This is a genomic window from Fervidobacterium nodosum Rt17-B1 (assembly GCF_000017545.1).
Classification (GTDB): Bacteria; Thermotogota; Thermotogae; order Thermotogales; family Fervidobacteriaceae; genus Fervidobacterium; species Fervidobacterium nodosum.
Genome location: NC_009718.1, coordinates 1565916 through 1587611, shown reverse-complemented (window position 1 = coordinate 1587611; position 21696 = coordinate 1565916). Strand labels below are relative to the sequence as shown.

Below are 21696 nucleotides of genomic sequence, written 5' to 3'. Positions count from 1 at the left end.
TGCTCATGACTGTAAATGAAGCAAAATATCTATCACAAAAGATAATGGAAGCTGGTGAAATTCCACTTTTAATAGGACATTTTGGTGTTGGGAAAACAGATATAGCAAGGGATATAGCGAAAGAAAGAGGGAGAAAGCTTATTATATTAGTATTATCGCAGATGGAACCAGGAGATTTGATTGGACTACCTGCAAGAGATGAGAATAAGACTAAATTCTTAGCACCTGATTGGTGGCCAGAAGATGGAAATGTTATAATTCTTTTGGATGAAATAAACAGAGCTCACAGAAGCATAAGGAATGCGATAATGCAACTTCTTGTGGATAAAAGAATTCACAATCATGTACTTCCAGAAGGCACATGGTTAATGGCGTCTATGAACCCACCTGATGAAAACTATGACCAAGTTGAATTAATAACAGACCCTGCTTTTCTCTCAAGGTTCTTTATTCTTGAAATACATCCGGAACCATCTGAATGGATAAATTGGGCTGAAAAAAATAGTATTCCAAGAGACATAATTAACTTCATAGAAAAATACCCAGAGTTTCTTTCTGTTCATGATACTCTGTCATTAAAAGCCTCTATAAAACCAAGTCCAAGAAGTTGGTATAAACTTGGAAAAGTACTTTCTCAATTAACTGAAGAAGATAAAAAAGAGTATTTATACATATTAGCAAGTGGAATAATTGGTCCAGAAGCTGCAAAAGTGTTCGTCGATAGGGCAATCTCTTCTGATATTTTAAGTCCATATGAAGTATTCATAAACGGCAATATCCCTACGCAGATGGATATTCATCAAGCAAACGGATTGTTGATAAGATTAGTAGATTTTATAACTTCCGTAGATGAAAAAGACCTTCAAGAATTACGCAAAAAATTAGATAATATATCGGAAAATTTAATAAGATTATCGAAAGTCGTTCCATCTGATTCGTTCGAAGCTTTTATGAGAATGTTGGTAAATCTCTCCAACACACCTGGGTTAAAAGGCGAATTTTGTGATGAACTTATTAGAAAATTAATTAATCTTAACGGAAGTCAAACTAATTCAAATCAATAAATTATATCTCTCGTAAGCATTCTGAAATAACCTCGTGTTTTCAAACTCGAGGTTATTTTTTGTTCTTTAATAACTATGCTTTTGATTTCTTTTAGATTCACAAACTTTTGAAAAATGAAAATAACCAAGTTAGTGTTATAATTAAATTGTTATTCCTGAATATCTTAAGTAATTGCCAAACGGGGGGATGATTTATGCCAGAAGTCATAAGGGCACCAAGAGGAACACAATTAACATGCAAATCATGGCAAACAGAAGCCGCGATGAGAATGTTAATGAATAATCTTGATCCAGAAGTTGCAAGAGATCCGGCTAATTTGATAGTCTACGGAGGTAAAGGTAAAGCTGCAAGAAACTGGGATTGTTTCTACAAAATAGTTGAAACACTTAAAAAATTAGAAAACGATGAAACGTTACTTATTCAAAGTGGAAAACCAGTCGCAGTTTGGAAAACACACGAATGGGCACCGCGTGTACTTATCGCAAATTCCAACCTTGTACCAAAATGGGCAACGTGGGAATATTTCAACGAACTTGAAGTACGTGGGCTGATAATGTATGGGCAAATGACAGCAGGAAGTTGGATATACATAGGTACACAAGGCATACTCCAAGGTACTTACGAAACATTCTACGCCGTTGCTAAGAAATACTTTGGTGGAACGCTTAAAGGTAAACTTGTTTTAACAGCCGGACTTGGTGAAATGGGCGGAGCCCAACCACTCGCAGTTACAATGAATGACGGTGTAGTAATCGCTGTTGAAGTTGATAAAAGGATGATAGATAGAAGAATTCAAACTGGTTATCTCGATACATGGACAGATAACTTGGATGAGGCTTTGAGATTAGCAAAAGAAGCTTTGAAGGAAGGTAGACCTCTATCGATAGGTTTACTTGGAAACGCAGCAGAAGTACATCCAGAGCTTGTAAGAAGAGGTATCATTCCCGATGTAGTAACAGACCAAACAGCCGCACATGACCCATTAAATGGTTATGTCCCTGCTGGCATTTCATTCGAAGAGGCTTTGAAACTAAGGAAAGAAAATCCGGAAAAATATCTTGAAATGGTTTACGATAGCGTTGTGAAACACATTGAGGCAATACTGGAAATGCAAAGGCAAGGCGCAAAAGTATTTGAGTATGGGAACAACATAAGAAGATTGGCACTAGACCATGGAGTAAAGGATGCTTTCAATATCCCAGGTTACGTGCCTGAATACATAAGAGATTTATTCAGTGAAGGTAAAGGCCCATTCAGATGGGTAGCATTGTCTGGTAAGCCGGAAGACATTTACAAGACTGACCAAAAGGTATTAGAACTATTTGGCGAAGACGAGCATCTTAGGAAATGGATAGATATGGCTCAAAAGAAGGTAAAATGGCAAGGATTACCGGCAAGAATATGCTGGCTTGGTCAAGGACAGAGAGCAGAAATGGGACTTGCAATGAATGAAATGGTCAGAAAGGGCGAACTTGAAGCTCCTATAGTTATAGGTAGAGACCACCACGATACTGGTTCAGTAGCAAGTCCATACAGAGAAACAGAAGCAATGAAAGATGGTAGCGATGCAATAGCTGACTGGCCATTGTTAAATGCAATGTTAAATGTCGCAAGTGGTGCGACATGGGTCTCTATCCACCATGGTGGAGGCGTTGGAATAGGATACTCAATTCACGCTGGAGTTGTTATCGTCGCTGATGGAACAGAACTAACGAGACAAAAACTCGAAAGAGTATTGACAAACGACGTTGGCATGGGAGTAGTAAGGCACGCTGACGCTGGATATGAAATAGCTATCCAAACAGCCAAAAAGCATGGAATTAGAATGCCAATGATGGATTAAAACTATTCGAATGGAGCAGGTGAAAGATGTACTTTGGACCTGAAAAGTATAAGAGTATAGAAAAAATCGAATTTAATAGCTCAGAATTATTGAACTTTCTAGAGAGTAAAAAAGATAGGCTTGATGTTTACCACCGCCATGTTGCGGTGGTAACTTGTTATTCGAATGAACATAGTGAAATAAACCCGACTGAATCACAAAAAAAATTCCCATTTTTTATGAATCTCCTAGTAACTCCTTCAAATGAAAAACTCATTGGTTTATCCATCTCTAACCCTATGTCAACAAATCCAGCAATATACAAGCTCCAAAAAATGAAAGATGAAGAAAATTTTAAGGAAAAATTCAAAAACTTTACAAATGAAAATTGTAATCTTCAATGTGGTATAATTAAACTGCCTCTCAAAACACGCTTTGTTGCCATCGCAGGTTCAGATGAATTTTTAAAAAAAGAAATATTTAGTGAAAAGGTGCTGGGAACAGAATCTTTCTCTTTTGCACAAAAAGTTGATGAAAAAATTATTGAACGTTTGGAAAAATACAAAGAGGGAAAATTCAAAATCTGTAAAACCATTATAAACGATGAGGGTATAAATTTCTTCGTTATTGACAGAAGTGTAAGTGACGAATTCAGGCCCTTGTTGTCTGAAGTTGTGTCATTACTAAGAAAAAAGCACAATCTCAGCCCAGCAAAATACTTTGCATTAAACGAAAAAGTTATAGGTTCCTTTACATTAGATTTCAACACGATATTTTCAGAAAATCCGTTTGTCCAGGTTGAAAAGCTAATAGAAGAATATGAAATGATAAAAAAAGATTTAATCAGGCATTTTGTATAACCTTACAAAATCAATTTTCTCACTTAATCTTAGGGAGATGGTTTTAATGAAAAAAATATCGTTAATTGCTCTAATTTTACTATTTTTTCTAAACTCATCCCTCAGAGCAATTACATTTCCACAGCCAACACCATTGAAATATGTTAACGATTACGTTGGAATAATTAGCGAAGATTATGTAAAAAACATAGTCTCTATAGGTAAAGAACTTGAAGAAAAAACGGGTGCGCAACTAACAGCTGTCATAGTTGATACCATAGGAGACACAACAATTGAAGAATACGCTGTTGAGTTACTCAGAAAATGGGGAATAGGTCAAAAAGGCAAAGACAACGGTGTGCTATTACTTGTTGCTGTAAAAGACAGAGTAATGAGGATTGAAGTTGGATACGGGCTTGAAGGTGCGATACCAGATGGCAAGGCAGGACGAATCAGAGATGAATACATAATACCATATTTCAAACAAGAAGACTATTCCAAAGGTGTATACTATGGCTATTTAGCCCTTGCGAAAGAGATAGCAAAGGAATACAATGTAGAATTGACAATGGATATAGATAGTGAATTACCTCAACAAGATGAAACTGAAACAATTCAAAAATATTTACCGATAATTGTCTTTGTAATCATCGTAATACTGATAACTCTATCAAAAAGAACAAGGATAAGTGGTATGGGACCAAGGGGGCCGTTTGGACCAGGTGGATTTGGTGGATTCGGAGGTTCCGGTGGCGGAAGAAGTTCTGGCGGTGGATTTGGTAGTTTCGGTGGTGGGCGAAGCGGTGGAGGTGGTGCAAGTGGGAAGTGGTGATTTGAACTGATTTAATCTAAATCACTGGGAGGTTTAAGAAACAATTATGCCTAAAGAACAGAAACTGAACATACTTCTCTTAGAGGGTGTTGCTATCTTTTTCGTAATGCTCGTGCACGCCGGAACACCGAATTACATATATGCGTTTTTTAGCTATGGTTTGAGTTCGTTAGCATTTGCGAGAGGATACCAATGGAAGGATAGAGGATTTAAAGAATTAATTAAGTCAAGAGTTCTTCTCGTGCAAGCATACTACGTAGCCGGGTTTATTAATACTTTGATATATTTAATTTTGGCACCGCAAAATGTTTTGCAATATCCTAAGTATGTGTACATTACTAACTATCTTATTGGGAGAATGGACAAACTTGATCAAGTAGCAATTAATGCAGTTCCATTATGGTTCTTTCTGATGCTATTCTTATCAGAAGTTATGTACTATTTTGTGAATAAGAGTAGCTTTTTGTTAGCCGCTTCTGTACTCTTAGCGATAATCTTTAGAATCATTCCTCATGAGCCGTTTATTTTCAAGATCGACTCGGCCATAGTTGCATTGCTATTTTTCTGGCTCGGAAAAATTTGGAGAAAATACGAGCTTGAAGTTAGACCTCTGGACTTCGCACTTTCAATTCTTGCATTGATTTTGATTAGCCAAACAAATGGAGACATATCGTGGAACAACCAATGGTTTGGAAAGAGCGGATTTATCGCCTTGCTGGGGGAGATAATGGCGGTATTCGTAGTCATATATCTTTCAGAGATGGTGAAAGCTATAAGCTTAGACAAATTTTTCTACAAGTTGGCTTTCAATGCGTTGTTTGTAATTGGATATCACATGCTCTTAGGGAGCTTGCTCTACGTAATTTTGAATTTATTTGGAATAGTTATATCCGATGTTATGTCACTTTTAAACAAGATCTGGTATATTTACTTTGCATTTGATTTACTAATAGTGTATTTAGCAATAAGATATATTCCAGCAAAAGTTAAATCGCTGTTGATTGGTGACTTTCGGAGGGTATTGAAATGATTAATAAACAAGAACTTGTATCAGTGATAATACCTGCTTATAACTTGGAAAGCTACATCGAAAGATCACTGAGAAGCGTTTTAGAGCAGACGTATGAGAATATAGAGATTATAGTAGTTAACGACGGTTCAAAAGATAGCACTGCAGAAGTTGCAGAGAAGATACTCAAAAATGCTGGGAAAATTTACAAGATAATCAATCAAAAAAACCAAGGGGCAAGCGTTGCAAGGAACACCGGGCTTACAGCAGCGCAAGGGAAGTACATAAAGTTCTTAGATGGAGATGATACACTCTTTCCGTGGACAGTCGAAGAGCTTGTAGGGGCGATTGAGGAGAATAAATGCGATATAGCATTTGGTGGTCAAAATGTTGTGAATCTTAAAGGAAAGATTTTGTATCGATATGATGAAATGTATGAGTATACTCAAGGAGTTTATGAGTCAAAGGAGATCCTAAAAAAATTTCTCCTACAAACAATGCATATATCATTGAATTCTTCTATATTCTTAAAAGAGATAATTGATAAAAACTTCATCAAGTTTACACCAGGAACTAGGTATTCAGAAGATAATGAGTTTATATCTAAGTATCTCTATTATTCAGGAAGTGGTTATGTGTTCAATAAGGCTGTTGCAAATGCACTTTATCGTATAAAATCTACAACTAAGATTCCAAGTTTATCAGTATTTCATAACGTTGGTGCAATGCTGAGGCTCAAAAGGTTTTTCGAAGAACGAAGAGAAAGAGAAATTGCTAAGATTATAGAATCAGAATGTATACCTGCGGCATACACTTGGACTATTGGAAATTTGGCGTTTAATGGATACCCACTCTTTGATTGGCTTAGAATCGCAAGAATGGATAAAGTGAGGAGAAATGTCATATCTTACAAAATTCACAATAAAAATACAAAATTTGGAAAGCAGCAAAATTTCTTAATTAGTCTTTTCCGCTTCTCTCCATTTTTAGTCTACGTGCTTCTTAGAAGCTACTCATATATCCTAAAAATCTTGCATCGATAAGTTTGATAACGATATGGAGGTCTCTAGGATGAATAAAAAATATCTACTAGCAACGGCGTGTAATGAGAAGTACGAAGAGTTCTTAATAAATCATTGGTTGAGGTCCTTAAAATCGAATTGCACATTAGAAAGCATTGATATCGTCGTTATAGACTATGGACTATCTGAAAATGCACGCAAAATTCTTAAAAGTGAAGCTGTTTTAATCAAAATCGCTGGAAAATTTAAAGGTCATATTAACAACACGAGATTTTTGGAATTGAATGATTTCTTACTTGAAAACGAAAACTATGAGCAAGTAGTGTTATGCGACTCAGGGGATATAATATTCCAGTCGGATATCTCTCATCTTTTCCAGTTAGAACCTGAAAAGATAAAAGCAGTTTGTGAAGAAATATCACCAAATATGGAAATCGTTGCCAACGATAAGAATGTGAAAAATGCTGACGAAATAAAGAAGTTTTTGTCTGACAAAAAATTGATAAACGCAGGCTTTGTCATCTATCCACGAAAACAATTTGTTGAACTTGTATGGTCAATGAACGAAATTATTAGAGATTTGGATGCTTGGGGAACGGATATGGTAGTCTTGAACTACTATGCATACAAAAAAGATTTTTATCAGCTTCATCCTAAGTATAACTTTATTCCCACTACGACGCAAAAAAAGTACAAAGTGAAAAACGGAAAGTTCTATCTTGTAGAAAATGGAAAAGTTGAACTAATCCCAGTTGTTCACAATGCAGGCAGACACAAGTTATTCAGGCCAATCCTAAACTTTGGCTACGGAGAAAGTTACAACATTCCGAGACCGCTCGCAATTTTTGCGTTGAGGACATTCTATCAAGTTCTATCGTTGTTCAAATCTAAAAGATAAAAGGGTGAGAACTCTCACCCTTTTCTATTTCGATAATATTCTGTTTATAATTTCCTTTACATTTTCACCGCTGGCTAACTTTTTGCCCAATTTAATAGTGTTTTCTCTCCATACTTGATAATCCTTTTCAGATACTTTACTTAGTATTTCATCAATTTCTTTCAAAGAATTTACCCCAAAACCTATATTGTATTCCTTTACGGTTTCGTATATTGCCGATTCTTTCCAAACAATTAGCGGCAATCCGCTAACTATATACAAAGATGCCTTATGAGGAGAATTGTATTTAAGATAGTGTCCGACCGTTCCGCTTATTCCGTTGACTTCTTCACCGTCCCATACTAATCCAAAGTGTCCTTCAATTTTGTATGGAAGTTCATCGGGATGAAACACACCTTTGTATTCCAAAACGCCGTCTTTTGTATCACCGTCATAACCTTTTCCGTATAGATAGACTGTGTAATTTAACGGGTTTACTTCTTTTATTATCTTTTTCAAGAATGTTGATTTTGAAAGATTACCTGCGAAAGAAATTACGTATTTTCCTAAACTTGGTAGAGTCTTGCTCATAACTCTTTCGTATACTGGGGTATCGAGGATGTAATCAAACAAGCCGAGAATGTAGATTTTTCCCTTATATCCTAATTTCTCTTTTATATAATCTGCCATTTTCTTTGAATGACATACTGCATGTGTAAAGTTTGAGAATACAAGCTTTTCCCTTGTGAAATCTATGCTTCTTGCAAGTCTTATACTTTCTATATCGTGAATTACAATGCATCTTTTGGCATTTTTGAACGCCTTCCTTAGTGCAGGGGCTATTAACAAATCGAGCCCTGTTCCGTTTTGGAAAAACACGATGGCATTATTTGCGAAATTTCGCTTAAGGTACAATGAAATAAGCCTACTTAGACTGAAAATCCTTGAATTACTATCACTTGCTTTTTTGAAAATGTCGACTCTTTTGAATTTAGCACTCTCAAAAATGATTTCGACGTCATTTTTGGCCTTGTAACCCGCATTAAATTTACTGTCCCAGTGAAAATATGGGACGTAATAAATCTCTTTACCTTCCATTTAACCACACCTCTGTCTTCCTAATTGAAGCTGTTATTACTTCATCCATGTTATAGTACTTGTATTCCGCTAATCTTCCGACAAATATATATTCACCTGTCCTTTCTAATCTTTCGACTTCCTCAGTATATTTTTTCCTTCTTTCCATGTTTTCACTTGTCATAACTATGTAGTATGGTTTGCCATGTGCTGTTGGATATTCAAAACAAACAGTAGTTTTCGAAGATTTTTCATCAAGAAAATGTTTGTATTCAGTTATTCTGGTCCAGTCATAGTCGTTTGGGTAATTAACCACAGCAACCGGTTGGTAGAACTCTATATCAAACGTTTTCAATACAAGATTTAAAGACCTGTACTCTAACTTTCCATGCGAAAAATCAAAAAATCTGTCCAATTCACCAGTATATACTACAAGGCTTGATTTCAGGTAATCTCTGATTTCAAAATAATCTATTCCCATCATCACTGTAATGTTGTCATGGTTCAGAATATTTTCGACGAGTTTTGTGTAACCGTATTTTGGTATGCCTTGATATTTATCAGAGAAGTACCTGTCGTCTCTGTTGGCCCTTACAGGTATTCTTTTTGCTACATCGGGTAATAGTTCTTCAGGATCTCGTTCCCATTGTTTAATAGTATAATTTTTGAAGAAAAGCTCATAAAGCCTTTCGCCAACTTGTGAGACAATAACATCGCGGAAATTTTTAGGAGGATTGTTGAATTTTGATTTCTTAACTTCATTTGATAAAAACTCTTCAACTTCGTATGTGGCAATATTGATGCCGAAAACTTCGCACAAAGTATCTCTATTGATCGGAAAGGGTATTAATTTACCCTCTGCGTAGCTTAGAACTTTGTGTTGATAATAATTGAATTCAGTGAACTTATTGACGAATTCCCAAACTGTCTTATTGTTTGTGTGAAATATGTGTGGACCATAAGTGTGAACCGTTATGCCATTATTATCTTTGTAATCATGGCAGTGACCAGCGATGTGTTTATGCTTTTCGATAACTAAAACCTTTCTACCACTTTCAGCCAAGATTCTTGCTGCTGTTGAGCCAGCTAAACCTGCACCAACTACTACGGCATCAAAAAACATTAAAAAATCACCTCTTCGTATTCTTATTTTACATAATTGACATTCTCAACCTTGAATGATAAAATATATCTTGCCTTACGGCTTTTGGGAGGTCGTCTAATGGCAGGACTGCGGACTCTGGATCCGCCAGTGGAGGTTCGAATCCTCCCCTCCCAGCCAATACATAAATTTCCCCCACGTTTCGTGGGGGATTTTTATTAGATTACTGCATTTCTGTTATCATGTCTTTTATTCCGCTAACTACAAAGCTTCTTTCAAACTCCAATTGTTCACCTGTTTCCATATTTTTTACAAGCACGATATTTCTTTCAAGTTCACTCTCACCAACGATTATTGTAAATTTAGCTCCAACTCTTGCAGCATTCTTGAGTTGCGCGCTCAACCCACGTTCCATAAGCTCAAGACCAACTGGTATACCTTCTCTTCTAAGTTCTTCCGAAAGCCTTATCGCTTCAGCTTTTACATCAAACCCACCAAGGTAAGCGATGTAAACTACGTTGGTTTCAATTTCATCAACTAAAACATTCTCAGCTTTCAATGCAAGTATCAATCGTTCTATGCCCGTTGCAAAACCTAACGCTGGAACGTCTTTACCACCTATTTCTTTTATTAGTCCATCGTATCTTCCACCACCAGCGATAGCGCTCATAGCCCCGAGCTTTTGGTGGTGTATTTCAAAAACCGTTCTATTGTAATAATCAAGACCTCTAACAAGTCTTGGATTTTCAATATACTTTATACCTACCGAATCAAGCAATGCTTTCAATTCTTCATAGTGCTTCCTAGAATTCTCACCAAGATAATCCGTTATCTTTGGCGCATTTTTTGTGTATTCTATGTCAACTTTACAATCCAAAAGCCTAAGTACGTTCTTTTCATACCTAACTTTACAGTCATCGCATAAATTTTCTAAGTGCTGTGCGTAATATTCCTTTAGAGCTTCGCGATATTTCACCCTATCTTCTATGTCACCAAGCGAATTTATATGAATCTGATAATCGACAAGTCCTATTTCTTTCATCAATCTATCGGCAAAGATTATAAGCTCTGCATCTGCTATAGCAGAAGAACTCCCGAAAATTTCTGCACCAAATTGATGGAACTGCCTTTGCCTCCCAGATTGTGGCCTCTCGTATCTAAACATCGGACCAATGTAAAAATACTTTTGTGGAAATCCTTGAGCTATCATTCCATCTTCAACAAAAGCCCTTACAACAGGCGCAGTCCCTTCAGGCCTAAGTGTTATGCTTCTTCCACCTTTATCCTCAAATGTGTACATTTCTTTCTGAACGATATCCGTATCCTGCCCCACGCTTCTAATAAAAAGCTTCGTTTCTTCGAATATTGGTGTTCTTATTTCACCGTATCCGTATCTTATTGCTAAATCTTTTGCCTTTTTCTCTATCCAATACCAATACTTCATCTCATCGCCGTACAAATCTTCCGTGCCCTTTATTTTTTGGTACACTTCTTCTCCACCTCCGCAAGTCTCTGATTCGCGTCTTTCTTTGCGTCCTCATCCACAATTTTCCACTCGGGCCTCGTTGGTAAACTCAAAGCTTTCTTATACATTTCAACTGCTTCGCAGTATCTTCCTTTTCTCTCATATAACTTACCGTACACAAAATAAGAATACACATGATTGGGTTCAAGTTCTATCGATCTTTTAAGTAACGCTTCGCCTCTTTCAAGGTCAGGAAAAATCGGCACTTCTATGTATCTTATAGCCGCTAAGAAATGAGGTAACCATTGGTCTTGACCATACTTAATGGCCATATTCAAATTATAATCTATCTTACTTGTTAAAGTCAAAGCTAATAGATTATTTTTCTGAACCCTGTGGGAAAGCACAAGAGCCATGCAATAATAACCTTTCCAAAAATTTGGATAATCTTTCACAATTTTCTCTGCCAATTGATAAGCTTTTTCGGAATAATTATAACCCATTCCACCCCAACTGTACAGCTCCGTATATGCAATAACAATATCCCCCTTTTCATCGGGGGATAATTCTTCATAGTTAATTGACTTCAATAGTGCATCAAGTCCTTTTGCTTGCCTGTTGCCAATCATATATTGAATTTTGTAAGACAACTCAGAAGAATAAGACGAAGCCAAAAGCAACTCTTGTAAAATAAAAAATATTAATAAAACTAAAAAAACTCTAATATTAATCTTTCTCAATACCCTAACACCAACTTTCTGACAGCGTATGCAACACCTGCTTCATTGTTTGATTTACTTACATATTTTGCATATTTTTTAACTTCATCTGGTGCATTCTCCATAACGACAGGATAGCCAACGATTTTTAACATACCTATATCGTTATAATTATCACCAAGATACATCGTCTCCTCAGGCTTTACATTAAAATATTTGAGTAAATAATTGAAAGATATATCTTTAGATGAATTTGGGCCAAAAAATTCGTAAAACACTTCCGAATTTATCCTATTATTTTTAACAACACTTACAGACTCACCAAATATGAATAAGTCATCCTCTACAATATTTTTTATCTTTTCCTCATCACCAACAAGAGCCACTTCGGCTATTGAATCCCTGTTTGATATATAATTTACAACATCGCTCACATAATTTATTCTCCACTCATTTTGCTTTAAATAACTCAAAAACTCACCTGAATAATTCGCGTCTATATACATATCTTTCTCTTCCAAAAAGTCTATGTAAACGACATAAAACAAACCTTTTTCCCGAGCTTTTTCAACGATTAATTTAGCAATTTCAGACTTCAAATCGGATTTGTATATAACTTTATCCTCCATCCATTGATAAATAAACGCGCCATTCTGAAAAATGACAGGTACATCCAACCCAAGCTCTTTTATATACCTTTTTGCTGAACCAAAATTTCGCCCTGTCGCGATACTTACATGCACACCTTTTTCCATAGCTTCTCTAAGGGCAATTATATTATCGTCTGGAATATGCTTATCGTCGTTCAACAATGTCCCATCTAAATCCGTAACTATCAACTTAACCACTCTAATATACCTCCATCTTTCCAAAATTAGCAACTATTTCTCACCTTGAAACAATGACCTTCCCTAGGTCACCAACGATAATTTGAACACCTTTTGGTTTCCCATCGTTCTCGACAATTTCTACTTTCTTACCTATTAAAGATGAATCTATTCTTGGTGAGAAATTAGAAATTCTAACCTCATCCATAACGATAGAATTTTCAATTTCGCAATTTTCAATAAGCACGCCATTTCCAATCGACGTGTAAGGACCTATGTAGGCATTTGAGATTGTACAATTTTCACCAATTATTACCGGGCCTCTTATAACACTATTCACCACTTCGGTACCTTCACCGATACTAACTCTACCTTGTATGACCGATGATGCTTCAACAGTTCCTTTTATCTTGAATTCTTCGATTATATCATCAAGTATCTTGTGATTTGCTTCCAGCAAATCTTCGGGTTTACCTGTATCTTTCCACCATCCGTAAATTATATGTCCCTCAACATTCCCTTTGTTTTGGATAAGCCAATCAATCGCATCTGTAATTTCCAATTCGCCACGCCATGATGGTTTAATATTTGCAATACCTTCGAATATATCTTTTCTAAACAAATAAAGCCCTATAATCGCAAGATTTGAAGGTGGTTCCTTTGGTTTCTCAACAGTTTTTACTATCCTGTTTCCTTCCATTACCGCAATACCAAACCTTGTTGGATCGTTAACTGGCGAGAGCATTATAAGTGCACTTATATTCTTTCTTTGCTCGAATTCATCAACAAAAGGTCTTATATCATCCATAATAAGGTTATCACCAAGGTACATCATGAAATCTTCATCGCCTAAGAAATCTTTTGCCATCAAAACAGCATGAGCGAGTCCTTTTGGTTCAGGTTGGAGAATATAAGTAATCTCAACGCCGTATTTGCTACCATCACCAAGATTTTCTTCAAAATCAGCCTTATTCTCCGGGCTAACTATAATACCTATTTGTTTTATACCAACACTCTTTATTTTCTCAATTGTGTAAAGAATAACTGGTTTGTTTGCCACAGGAATAAGGTGTTTTGCGGTTGTATAAGTTAAAGGTCTGAGTCTTGTTCCCTTACCTGCACATAAAATAATAGCTTTCATAGTCTTATCCCCCTTTTTCACTCTCTCAAATTTTGCGAGCTTCTTTAACAATATATTATAACCCAACAATTCATAGTAACAATTCTTAAATTATTCAGAGTGTTAAAACATAACAATGCATCGCAAAGTATATTATAGCATATATAGAAAAATTTAAGATAATAAAATGATTTTGAACATTAAGAAGGGATAATAGAACTAATTTTGTGCATTTTGATTTGTACTAAAATATAACAAGTGATAGAATTTTTGTACACGAATAAATTATTGGAATGGGAGGTTATCCATATGGACGCGAGTCAAATTCTAAAGTTAGTTGAGCAAGAGGGAATTAATTTTATAGACTTAAAAGTTGTAGACCTTTGGGGCAGATGGAGACATGTAACTCTTGCAAAAACAAATTTCTCAGAAAAAACATTTGTTGAAGGTGTGGGCTTCGATGCTTCCAATCTTGGTTATGCCGAAGTCTTCAGCAGCGACATGGTAATAATCCCTGACCCAAACACAGCAATAATAGAAGAATACAACGGTGAAAAAGTCTTGTCTATGATATGTGACGTTTACGAAGTTGAAAACATGACACCATGTTCACACGATCCACGAACAATATTGAAAAAAACGCTTGAGTCAATAAAAGACATTGCAGACGAAGTATACCTTGGACCTGAATACGAGTTCCACATATTCGAAAATGTTAAGTACGAGGTAAAAACAAACAAAATATCTTTGGAAATTGATAGTTCAGAAGCATTTTGGAAATCGGGCGAAACAGGAGAATATTTCGTAGGAAGGAAAAAAGGTTACCACCGAATTCCTCCATTCGATAAACTGATGGAAGTAAGAAACGCGATAGTTAAAAAATTACTCGAGTACGGTGTCCCCGTAAAATACCACCACCACGAGGTGGGAACATGTCAGGTTGAAATAGAATTACCATTAATAGATGCTCTTAAAGCAGCCGATTATACAATGTTAGTCAAGCATGTTGCACGATTAGTTTCAAAAGAATACGGTTACTTAGTCACATTTATGCCTAAACCATTGTACGATGAAGCTGGAAATGGAATGCACGTGCACCAATTTTTGAAAAAGAACGGAAAAAATATATTCGATGGCGATAAGATTTACAACCTTTCACAAGAAGCGCTTTATTACATAGGTGGGATATTGAAAAACGCTCCAGCGTTAATGGCATTCACCAATCCATCTACAAACTCATACAGAAGATTGGTACCTGGCTTCGAAGCCCCAACAAACGCAGTCTTTGCGCTTGCAAACAGAACATCAGCGATAAGAATACCAGCTTATGTGAAAGATCCAGAAAAAAGAAGAATCGAATTTAGAACGATCGACGCAACATGTAATCCATATCTTGGCTTTGCAGCTATGATACTAGCTGGTGTAGATGGTATAAGAAAGAAAATTGACCCAACAGCTGAGGGTTTTGGACCATTTGAAGGTGATCTATACGAAAAAGAAGTTAAACCTCTCCCGAAATCTCTCGAAGAAAGTTGCAACGCTCTTTTATCAAATAACGAATTTTTAACAACTTTCCCGAAAGAATTGATTAAACACTGGGTAAACATTAAACTCTCTGAAGAAAGACAAGTTAACTCAATACCCCATCCAAAAGAATTCGACTTATATTTTGATGTATAATTAATATAGCAATAAAAAAATAAACGAAATCCCTCTTCGAATTGGGGATTTCGTTTATTTTTATAATTATCACTATTGATTTTTTATCAATACTGATATATAATATTATCGTCATCAGAAAATACTATCATGTAATGAGGTGTTTACCTGTGAGGAGAAAATGTGGATGTCAACATGGTCAGGGTGGAAATATACATAGATGCGAAGAAACTGGTTTTTCAACAGGAGACTTTCTCACAGCGGTTATTTTGAAACTGTTAAGCCAAAAACCAATGCATGGTTATGAACTCTACGAAAAACTTCAACAAGTTGCTTACTATCCTTTCAAACATGATCCATCCGTTATTTACAACATTTTGAGAAAACTCGAACATCACGGAATTATCGAATTCAAAGTTGAAGAAGGGAACGGAGGATTAAGAAAAGTATATTCTATAACTGACAACGGAATTAAATACCTCAATAATCTTTTAGAGTTGATAAATACTCTTAAAGAATCTTTCGAAAAATTCTTGGAAAGTTAGTTTAAAACAATTAAATCAAATAATCAAAAGGAGGCGGTATTATGGTAAGAATTGCAATCCCAACAGACGATGGTAAAACAGTAGCTTCTCATTTCGGAAGAGCAGAGTATTTTGTGATTGTTGAAATCGAAGGTGACAAAGAACTATCAAGAAAACTTTCCGAAAATCTACACGCAAGAGGTCACCACGGCGGAGAACATAACCATCACGGCTATGGCAGACACTTTGGAAGGCTACATAATGAATATGAGCACGAGCACGAACAAGAACACGGGCACCACCATGGCCATGATGAAGTATTTGCTTCAACAGGCGATGTGGATGGAGTTATAGCCGTGAAAATGGGACCACATATGTTTGAAGACATTAAAGCAAGGAAAATAGGAGTTTACTTGGTACCGTTAAATACAACCATAGACGATGCAGTAAAACTATTTTTAGAAGGAAAACTTAAAAATATAGTCAGATAAAACTGAATAAATTTACTCCAAATTATTCGAAAAAAACCAAAAAATCCGCCCTTGTGTTTTAAAAAAAGGGCGGATTTTTTATTAAACGAGAGCAAAGAAAAACAACAAGTCGTATTTTAAAATAAAAGCACAATATTTATTCCTGATTTGACATTTTTCGAAATTTAGTGTAAACTTTAAAGGGGTTTATTGGACTTTGGAAACGATTCAAGAGAATTACAAAGTGTATTACAACAACGGTGAGTAAGAGAGGTGTAGATAGTGGCTAAAAACTCTAAAATTGACATAACAAATCAATTTACATATCATCTCAATCACACATTAGCTGAAAATAAAGACTTTTCAACAACTCTGCAGAAATTTTTTGCACTATCTTACTCCATTAGAGACATCGTTGCAGAAAAATGGCTTAGAACCGAAGAAATCATACATCAAAGGAAAGATTTAAGAATTGTCAATTACTTATCAATGGAGTTTTTGATAGGTAGACTGTTGTACAACAACATATTGAACTTGCAAGTTGAAGATGAGGTGAAAGCTCTTCTTAAAAAATTTGATTTAGACCTTGATAAAATAGCATTACTTGAAGAAGATGCTGCTCTCGGTAACGGCGGACTCGGGAGACTCGCTGCATGTTTCTTAGACTCGTTGGCAACTCTTGGATATCTATCATACGGTTATACGATAAGATACCAATATGGTCTCTTCAAACAAACAATCGAAAATGGATTCCAAAAAGAAATGCCAGATGATTGGCTAAAAAATGGTTATCCTTGGGAATTTCCAAAACCCGAAGAAGCTGTAACTGTTAAGTTTTTTGGAAGAAGTGAACCTTACACCGATGAAAAAGGTAACATTAGATTCAAATGGGTGGATACGTACGATATATTAGCCGTACCATATGATATTTACATAACCGGCTACAACAGTGACATCGTTTCAGTATTAAGACTTTGGCATCCTAAAGCTATAAACGAATTTAACTTTGCGGAGTTTGAGAAGGGTAATTATGAAAAAGCCGTTTACGAGAAAAATCTTGCGGAAACATTGTGCAAAGTTCTTTATCCAAACGACGCATTTTACCAAGGTAGGGAATTAAGGCTCAAGCAAGAACATTTCTTTGTAAGCGCCGCATTACAAGATATAATAAGAAGGCACAAGAGAAGATTTGGGAACGATTTAAGTAACCTTCATGAATCCGAAGTTATACAACTCAACGACACGCATCCTGCCCTTGCAATACCAGAACTTATGAGAATATTACTCGACGAAGAAGGATACGGTTGGGATGATGCCTGGAACATAGTCAAAAACACAATAGCTTACACAAACCATACTGTAATGCCTGAAGCACTTGAAAAATGGGAGGCCCCATTACTCCAAAATCTCCTTCCAAGACATTATCAAATAATCGAGGAAATAAACGCAAGATTTTTGAAAGAAGTCGGAGAAAAATTCAACAATAATCTGAAAAAAATTATAGATATGTCCATATTTGAAGAAGGAAACATAAAGAAGGTAAGAATGGCTAATCTCTCATCTGTAGTTTCGTTCTCAATTAACGGTGTTTCTGAATTGCATACCGAAATACTTAAAAAAAGTGTTTTAAAAGATTTTTATGAAATGTACCCTGAGAAGTTCAATAATAAAACAAATGGAGTAACTCAAAGAAGATGGCTCTTGGAATGTAATCCACCACTTGCGAAACTCATTACCGAAAGTATAGGTAATGGGTGGATAACAAACCTTTACGAATTGAGAAAACTAGAAACATTTTTAAACGATAGTGAATTTCTTAAAAAACTTGCCGAAGCAAAAAGATGGAATAAAGAACGATTAGCAAATTACATCCGTGAGAAACTAGATATATCCGTTGACCCATCCACGCTATTTGATATACAAGTTAAAAGGATCCATGAGTACAAAAGACAATTATTAAATGTTTTACACATAATACACCTATACAACGAAATCTTAGATGGGAAAAAGCCGGAAGTTCCGAGAACATTCATATTCGCAGGTAAATCCGCTCCAGGATACAGAATGGCAAAGCTTATAATCAAACTCATCAACAGTGTTGCGGAAGTTGTAAATAGAAACCCAATTGTCAATAAACACCTGAAAGTTGTATTTATACCTAACTATAACGTCTCAGCTGCACAGATTATTATTCCCGCTGCAAATATCAGTGAGCAAATTTCCACGGCGGGAACGGAAGCTTCTGGAACCGGGAACATGAAATTCATGATAAATGGAGCGCTCACATTAGGAACATTAGATGGCGCAAATATAGAAATCCTAGAAGAAGTAGGCGAAGAAAACATATTTATCTTTGGACTTAAAGCCGAAGAAATAGAAGAAGCAAGAAGGAAAGGAATTTACAACCCGTTTGGAATTTACTTAGAAAACGAAAAAATTAGGAAAGTGCTTGACATGATTAGGGGTGGATACTTCACACCAAATGAACCAGAGTTATTTGTAGATATATACGAATCTTTGCTTTACGGAAAACATGCTCCAATGCCAGACCAATACTTCTTACTCGCAGACTTTGAGTCATATGAAAAAGCTCACAAAGACGTGGAAAAATTGTATCTTAACCAAGAAGAATGGAACAAAAAATCCTTGCTCAACATAGCAAGAAGTGGGAAGTTCTCAAGCGATAGGACTATAGAAGAATACGTTAGGGATATATGGAAGACAAAGAAAGTTGATTAAATACTTTAAATACTTTATATAAAAAACAAGCGGGAGTTTTTAATCTCCCGCTTGTTTTCTTCATTTATTCGGATTATTTCAATTTCTTGTGGCAGAACCACCAATCGTAACAATCGTATTCTTCCATCCTCCTTGCAGCCGTTGCACAGTCACTTGCAGGTGGAATAATAACCTCATCACCGATTAATTCGTTATTTGGCCAATTCGCTGGGAGAGCAACACCATTTGTATCATTAACTTGCAAACCTTTAACCATTCTAAGAATCTCATCCATATTTCTTCCAAGTTCTTGTGGGTAGTAAAGCGATGCTCTTAGTATACCCTTTGGATCGATAATGAATACTGCTCGGACCGTATTCGTTCCCTTCCCTGGGTGAATCATACCGAAAAGCTCTGCAATTTGACCCCTATCGTCCGCAATTACTGGGAATTTGATTTCTACACCAAGCTTTTCCTTAATCCACTGTACCCATTTGATATGTGAGAAAACCTGGTCAATACTCAAACCAACAAGTTCTGTGTTTAGAGCCTTGAATTCATCGTACCTTTTCTGGAATGCAACAAATTCTGTTGTACAAACAGGTGTAAAATCTGCCGGATGGCTGAAAAGTACTACCCATTTACCTTCATAATCTTTTGGAAAATTTATAACTCCGTGTGTTGTCTTTGCTGTAAATTCAGGAACCTTTTCTCCTATAAGTGGTAAACCCATACCAAACACCTCCTATTTCAAAATTCATAATGGTTTTTCTGTTTTTCCTAAGTCATTTCTAAATCCAATATAATTTTATACTTAGTCCAAATAATTTCAAGAAACAAAATGTAACTAAATTTTTAATTTAATATTTACAAAATCAAAGTAGTGATATTAAATTATTTAATGAACTTATACATTCTTCCGGAAGCCTATCGTATCCTTGGTTTTCAATCTCTTTGTTTTTAATAAATTCAACTCTTTTTGTAAGTGAGAGTTTAACGAGTTCTCTGTATTCATAATCCGATGTTCTTACTTCAAATTCAGGTATTTGCATAGTTTTTAATCCACCGAACCAATCGACAAAATTGGCTTTTTTCTCAACAATTTGCTCTATAATTTCAAGGGTCAATTCCTTTGGTACTTTCTTATTGAGATAGAATCCTGTATTGACTATATAACATTCCACTCCCTTTTCAAATAGTGCTTTAAACTTATTGTAGTCTTCAGAGAGCGGGTAAGTTCTGAATGGATTGGCGTATGGCTCAAAAACGAGCGCTTCAGGGTCTACTCCTGGAAGCAATTTTTCTGCCGAAGTTCTTTTGGTAGCCAATGTTGCACCCATTGTAGAAGCAAGAATAGGATCTTCTATCTTTACAACTGGTGGTAAAACCGGGTCTTTCATTATCCAGAATATTGCATTTACAGGCTCTTCAATCTTATCTACCCTGTTTGGTGACCATAATTTAGATTTTATCGCTCTACCATTTCCGTTCCTAATATCTTCCATAACGGGGACTACTTTTAAATTTTCGTCAACAGTTGCACCACAGTTTTGTATTGTTATCAAATATTTATTGTCTTCACTTGTTAGAGGATAATCTGATGTTTTATCGAAATACGACGGTTCAAGAGCGATGGAAGAAAGATCTTCTAAGTTTATAACAAGCGCATCATCATGAAGAACCGTAATTTGATACTTACCTTTATGTTTTGCGTGAGTTAGTGTAGACTTCCCAGAACCAGAAAGTCCAAAAAATGCAGCAACAAAATGCTTACCATCGTACTCGTATTTTTTCAAACCACCATGACACGCCACATATCCCTGTCTATTTCCAACAGACCAACCAAGTGTCAAAGTACCCTTCTTAAATTCTCCGAAATATCTTAATCCAAGCAACGCGGCACAGTTGTTATTCGGGTCAAAGAGCGCAAGCCCACCAGGATAATTAGGATGTGACCAATCAGGATCTGTAAATATGTAAATATCAGGTTCATTCAAAAGCTTGGAATTTTCATACATAAGTGAATATTCTGAAGTTAAGTCTTGAAAGTTTAGAAGCCAATTGTAAACAGTATTTTCAAACCCCTCTGGAATTAATATATGATTTTTGACGATAAAGTCAGGATGTAATCCTGTAAAACTAATCGCATGGTACATTTTCCTAAACCTTGTACCGTAAACTGCTTCACGAATTACTTCTGCTAATTGGTCCTCATTAACACCTGGCATACCTATTATTTTCCTTGCGCCTGCAAATCTTCCCACAGTCGCACCATCGTTGAAAAGCAATATTCTTGTCCCCTCATCGAGATTAAGAAGTTCTGGCTTATAGACAAAAAGGTCTGTCGCTATAGTTCCTGGAGATTTTAACGCTTTTTTGTAAGCTTCTCTTCTTGAAGTGAGTAACTCAACATTATTTCCATAAAAAGCTGTTTCAATCGTCGTTCTAATCTTAGAAAAGTTAACTTTGTTAACATCCTGCCACTTCCACCTTCCATTTGTTGACATACAAAAACCTCCTCTTCTGATTCTAAAGTTTTGATTTTCAAA

At 35.9% G+C, this 21696-nt stretch carries 19 protein-coding genes and 1 tRNA gene; 12 read left to right on the top strand and 8 right to left on the bottom strand.

The genetic code is table 11. The features are described from left to right. Positions 1-5 precede the first annotated feature (5 nt). The 7 genes from FNOD_RS07630 (at position 6) to FNOD_RS07600 (ending at position 7487) form a co-directional block, all read left to right on the top strand. A complete protein-coding gene (locus tag FNOD_RS07630; protein ID WP_011994610.1) occupies positions 6-1064 on the top strand; it encodes an AAA family ATPase in 1059 nt (352 codons plus the stop codon). A 194-nt stretch (positions 1065-1258) separates the two neighbouring features. Next, positions 1259-2908, top strand: a complete 1650-nt coding sequence (gene hutU, locus FNOD_RS07625; protein WP_011994609.1) for a urocanate hydratase — start codon at positions 1259-1261, stop codon at positions 2906-2908. 26 nt (positions 2909-2934) lie between these two features. After that, the gene (locus FNOD_RS07620; RefSeq protein ID WP_011994608.1) at positions 2935-3747 is read left to right on the top strand and encodes a DUF4895 domain-containing protein; all 813 of its coding nucleotides are present in this window, start codon (positions 2935-2937) and stop codon (positions 3745-3747) included. Between the two features lie 46 nt (positions 3748-3793). Next, positions 3794-4558, top strand: a complete 765-nt coding sequence (locus FNOD_RS07615; RefSeq protein WP_011994607.1) for a TPM domain-containing protein — start codon at positions 3794-3796, stop codon at positions 4556-4558. 46 nt (positions 4559-4604) lie between these two features. Continuing rightward, on the top strand, positions 4605-5588 hold the full coding sequence (locus FNOD_RS07610) for a hypothetical protein (protein WP_011994606.1): 984 nt from the start codon (positions 4605-4607) through the stop codon (positions 5586-5588). After that, the gene (locus FNOD_RS07605; RefSeq protein ID WP_011994605.1) at positions 5585-6610 is read left to right on the top strand and encodes a glycosyltransferase family 2 protein; all 1026 of its coding nucleotides are present in this window, start codon (positions 5585-5587) and stop codon (positions 6608-6610) included. Before FNOD_RS07610 ends, FNOD_RS07605 begins: the two co-directional genes overlap by 4 nt. A gap of 28 nt (positions 6611-6638) precedes the next feature. Then, the gene (locus FNOD_RS07600; RefSeq protein WP_011994604.1) at positions 6639-7487 is read left to right on the top strand and encodes a glycosyltransferase family protein; all 849 of its coding nucleotides are present in this window, start codon (positions 6639-6641) and stop codon (positions 7485-7487) included. Between the two features lie 24 nt (positions 7488-7511). Here FNOD_RS07600 and FNOD_RS07595 read toward each other — a convergent pair whose 3' ends face one another. Together FNOD_RS07595 and glf are read right to left on the bottom strand one after the other, a co-directional pair. Continuing rightward, positions 7512-8564 (bottom strand): glycosyltransferase, encoded by a 1053-nt coding sequence (locus tag FNOD_RS07595; RefSeq protein ID WP_011994603.1) that lies wholly within the window; start codon positions 8562-8564, stop codon positions 7512-7514. Beyond that, on the bottom strand, positions 8554-9666 hold the full coding sequence (gene glf / locus FNOD_RS07590) for a UDP-galactopyranose mutase (protein ID WP_011994602.1): 1113 nt from the start codon (positions 9664-9666) through the stop codon (positions 8554-8556). Before glf ends, FNOD_RS07595 begins: the two co-directional genes overlap by 11 nt. 85 nt (positions 9667-9751) lie before the next feature. Here glf and FNOD_RS07585 point away from each other — a divergent pair. Beyond that, a tRNA-Gln gene (locus FNOD_RS07585) sits at positions 9752-9825 on the top strand. 43 nt (positions 9826-9868) lie between these two features. Here FNOD_RS07585 and hisS read toward each other — a convergent pair. From hisS to FNOD_RS07565, 4 genes are read right to left on the bottom strand one after another with little or no spacing between them, the layout of a single operon-like run. Continuing rightward, positions 9869-11134: a histidine--tRNA ligase gene (gene hisS, locus FNOD_RS07580; protein ID WP_011994601.1), complete on the bottom strand. Its 1266-nt coding sequence runs from the start codon at positions 11132-11134 to the stop codon at positions 9869-9871. Further along, complete coding sequence (locus tag FNOD_RS07575; protein WP_011994600.1) at positions 11119-11850, bottom strand: tetratricopeptide repeat protein; 732 nt, start codon at positions 11848-11850, stop codon at positions 11119-11121. Before FNOD_RS07575 ends, hisS begins: the two co-directional genes overlap by 16 nt. Then, positions 11847-12677 carry a Cof-type HAD-IIB family hydrolase gene (locus FNOD_RS07570; RefSeq protein WP_011994599.1) on the bottom strand — a complete coding sequence of 277 codons (831 nt, stop codon included), beginning with the start codon at positions 12675-12677 and terminating at the stop codon, positions 11847-11849. The genes FNOD_RS07575 and FNOD_RS07570 overlap by 4 nt, the downstream gene beginning before the upstream one ends. A 40-nt stretch (positions 12678-12717) precedes the next feature. After that, positions 12718-13797: a glucose-1-phosphate thymidylyltransferase gene (locus FNOD_RS07565; RefSeq protein WP_041256973.1), complete on the bottom strand. Its 1080-nt coding sequence runs from the start codon at positions 13795-13797 to the stop codon at positions 12718-12720. 288 nt (positions 13798-14085) lie between these two features. On the opposite strand from FNOD_RS07565, the gene glnA reads away from it, so the two are divergent. The 4 genes from glnA to FNOD_RS07545 all read left to right on the top strand — a co-directional run bounded on the left by glnA (position 14086) and on the right by FNOD_RS07545 (position 19168). Then, positions 14086-15456, top strand: coding sequence for a type I glutamate--ammonia ligase (glnA, locus tag FNOD_RS07560; protein WP_011994597.1), 1371 nt, complete (start codon positions 14086-14088; stop codon positions 15454-15456). A gap of 149 nt (positions 15457-15605) precedes the next feature. After that, positions 15606-15980: a PadR family transcriptional regulator gene (locus FNOD_RS07555; protein ID WP_011994596.1), complete on the top strand. Its 375-nt coding sequence runs from the start codon at positions 15606-15608 to the stop codon at positions 15978-15980. A gap of 41 nt (positions 15981-16021) precedes the next feature. Continuing rightward, positions 16022-16450, top strand: a complete 429-nt coding sequence (locus tag FNOD_RS07550) for a NifB/NifX family molybdenum-iron cluster-binding protein (RefSeq protein WP_011994595.1) — start codon at positions 16022-16024, stop codon at positions 16448-16450. A 261-nt stretch (positions 16451-16711) separates the two neighbouring features. Continuing rightward, entirely contained in the window at positions 16712-19168 is a 2457-nt protein-coding gene (locus FNOD_RS07545) for a glycogen/starch/alpha-glucan phosphorylase (protein WP_011994594.1), read from the top strand. 73 nt (positions 19169-19241) lie between these two features. Here the strand turns inward: FNOD_RS07545 and FNOD_RS07540 are convergent, their stop codons facing one another. Both FNOD_RS07540 and FNOD_RS07535 read right to left on the bottom strand, forming a co-directional pair. Continuing rightward, positions 19242-19880, bottom strand: coding sequence for a peroxiredoxin (locus tag FNOD_RS07540; protein ID WP_011994593.1), 639 nt, complete (start codon positions 19878-19880; stop codon positions 19242-19244). A gap of 142 nt (positions 19881-20022) precedes the next feature. Further along, positions 20023-21654 carry a phosphoenolpyruvate carboxykinase (ATP) gene (locus FNOD_RS07535; protein ID WP_011994592.1) on the bottom strand — a complete coding sequence of 544 codons (1632 nt, stop codon included), beginning with the start codon at positions 21652-21654 and terminating at the stop codon, positions 20023-20025. Between the last annotated feature and the right edge of the window lie 42 nt (positions 21655-21696).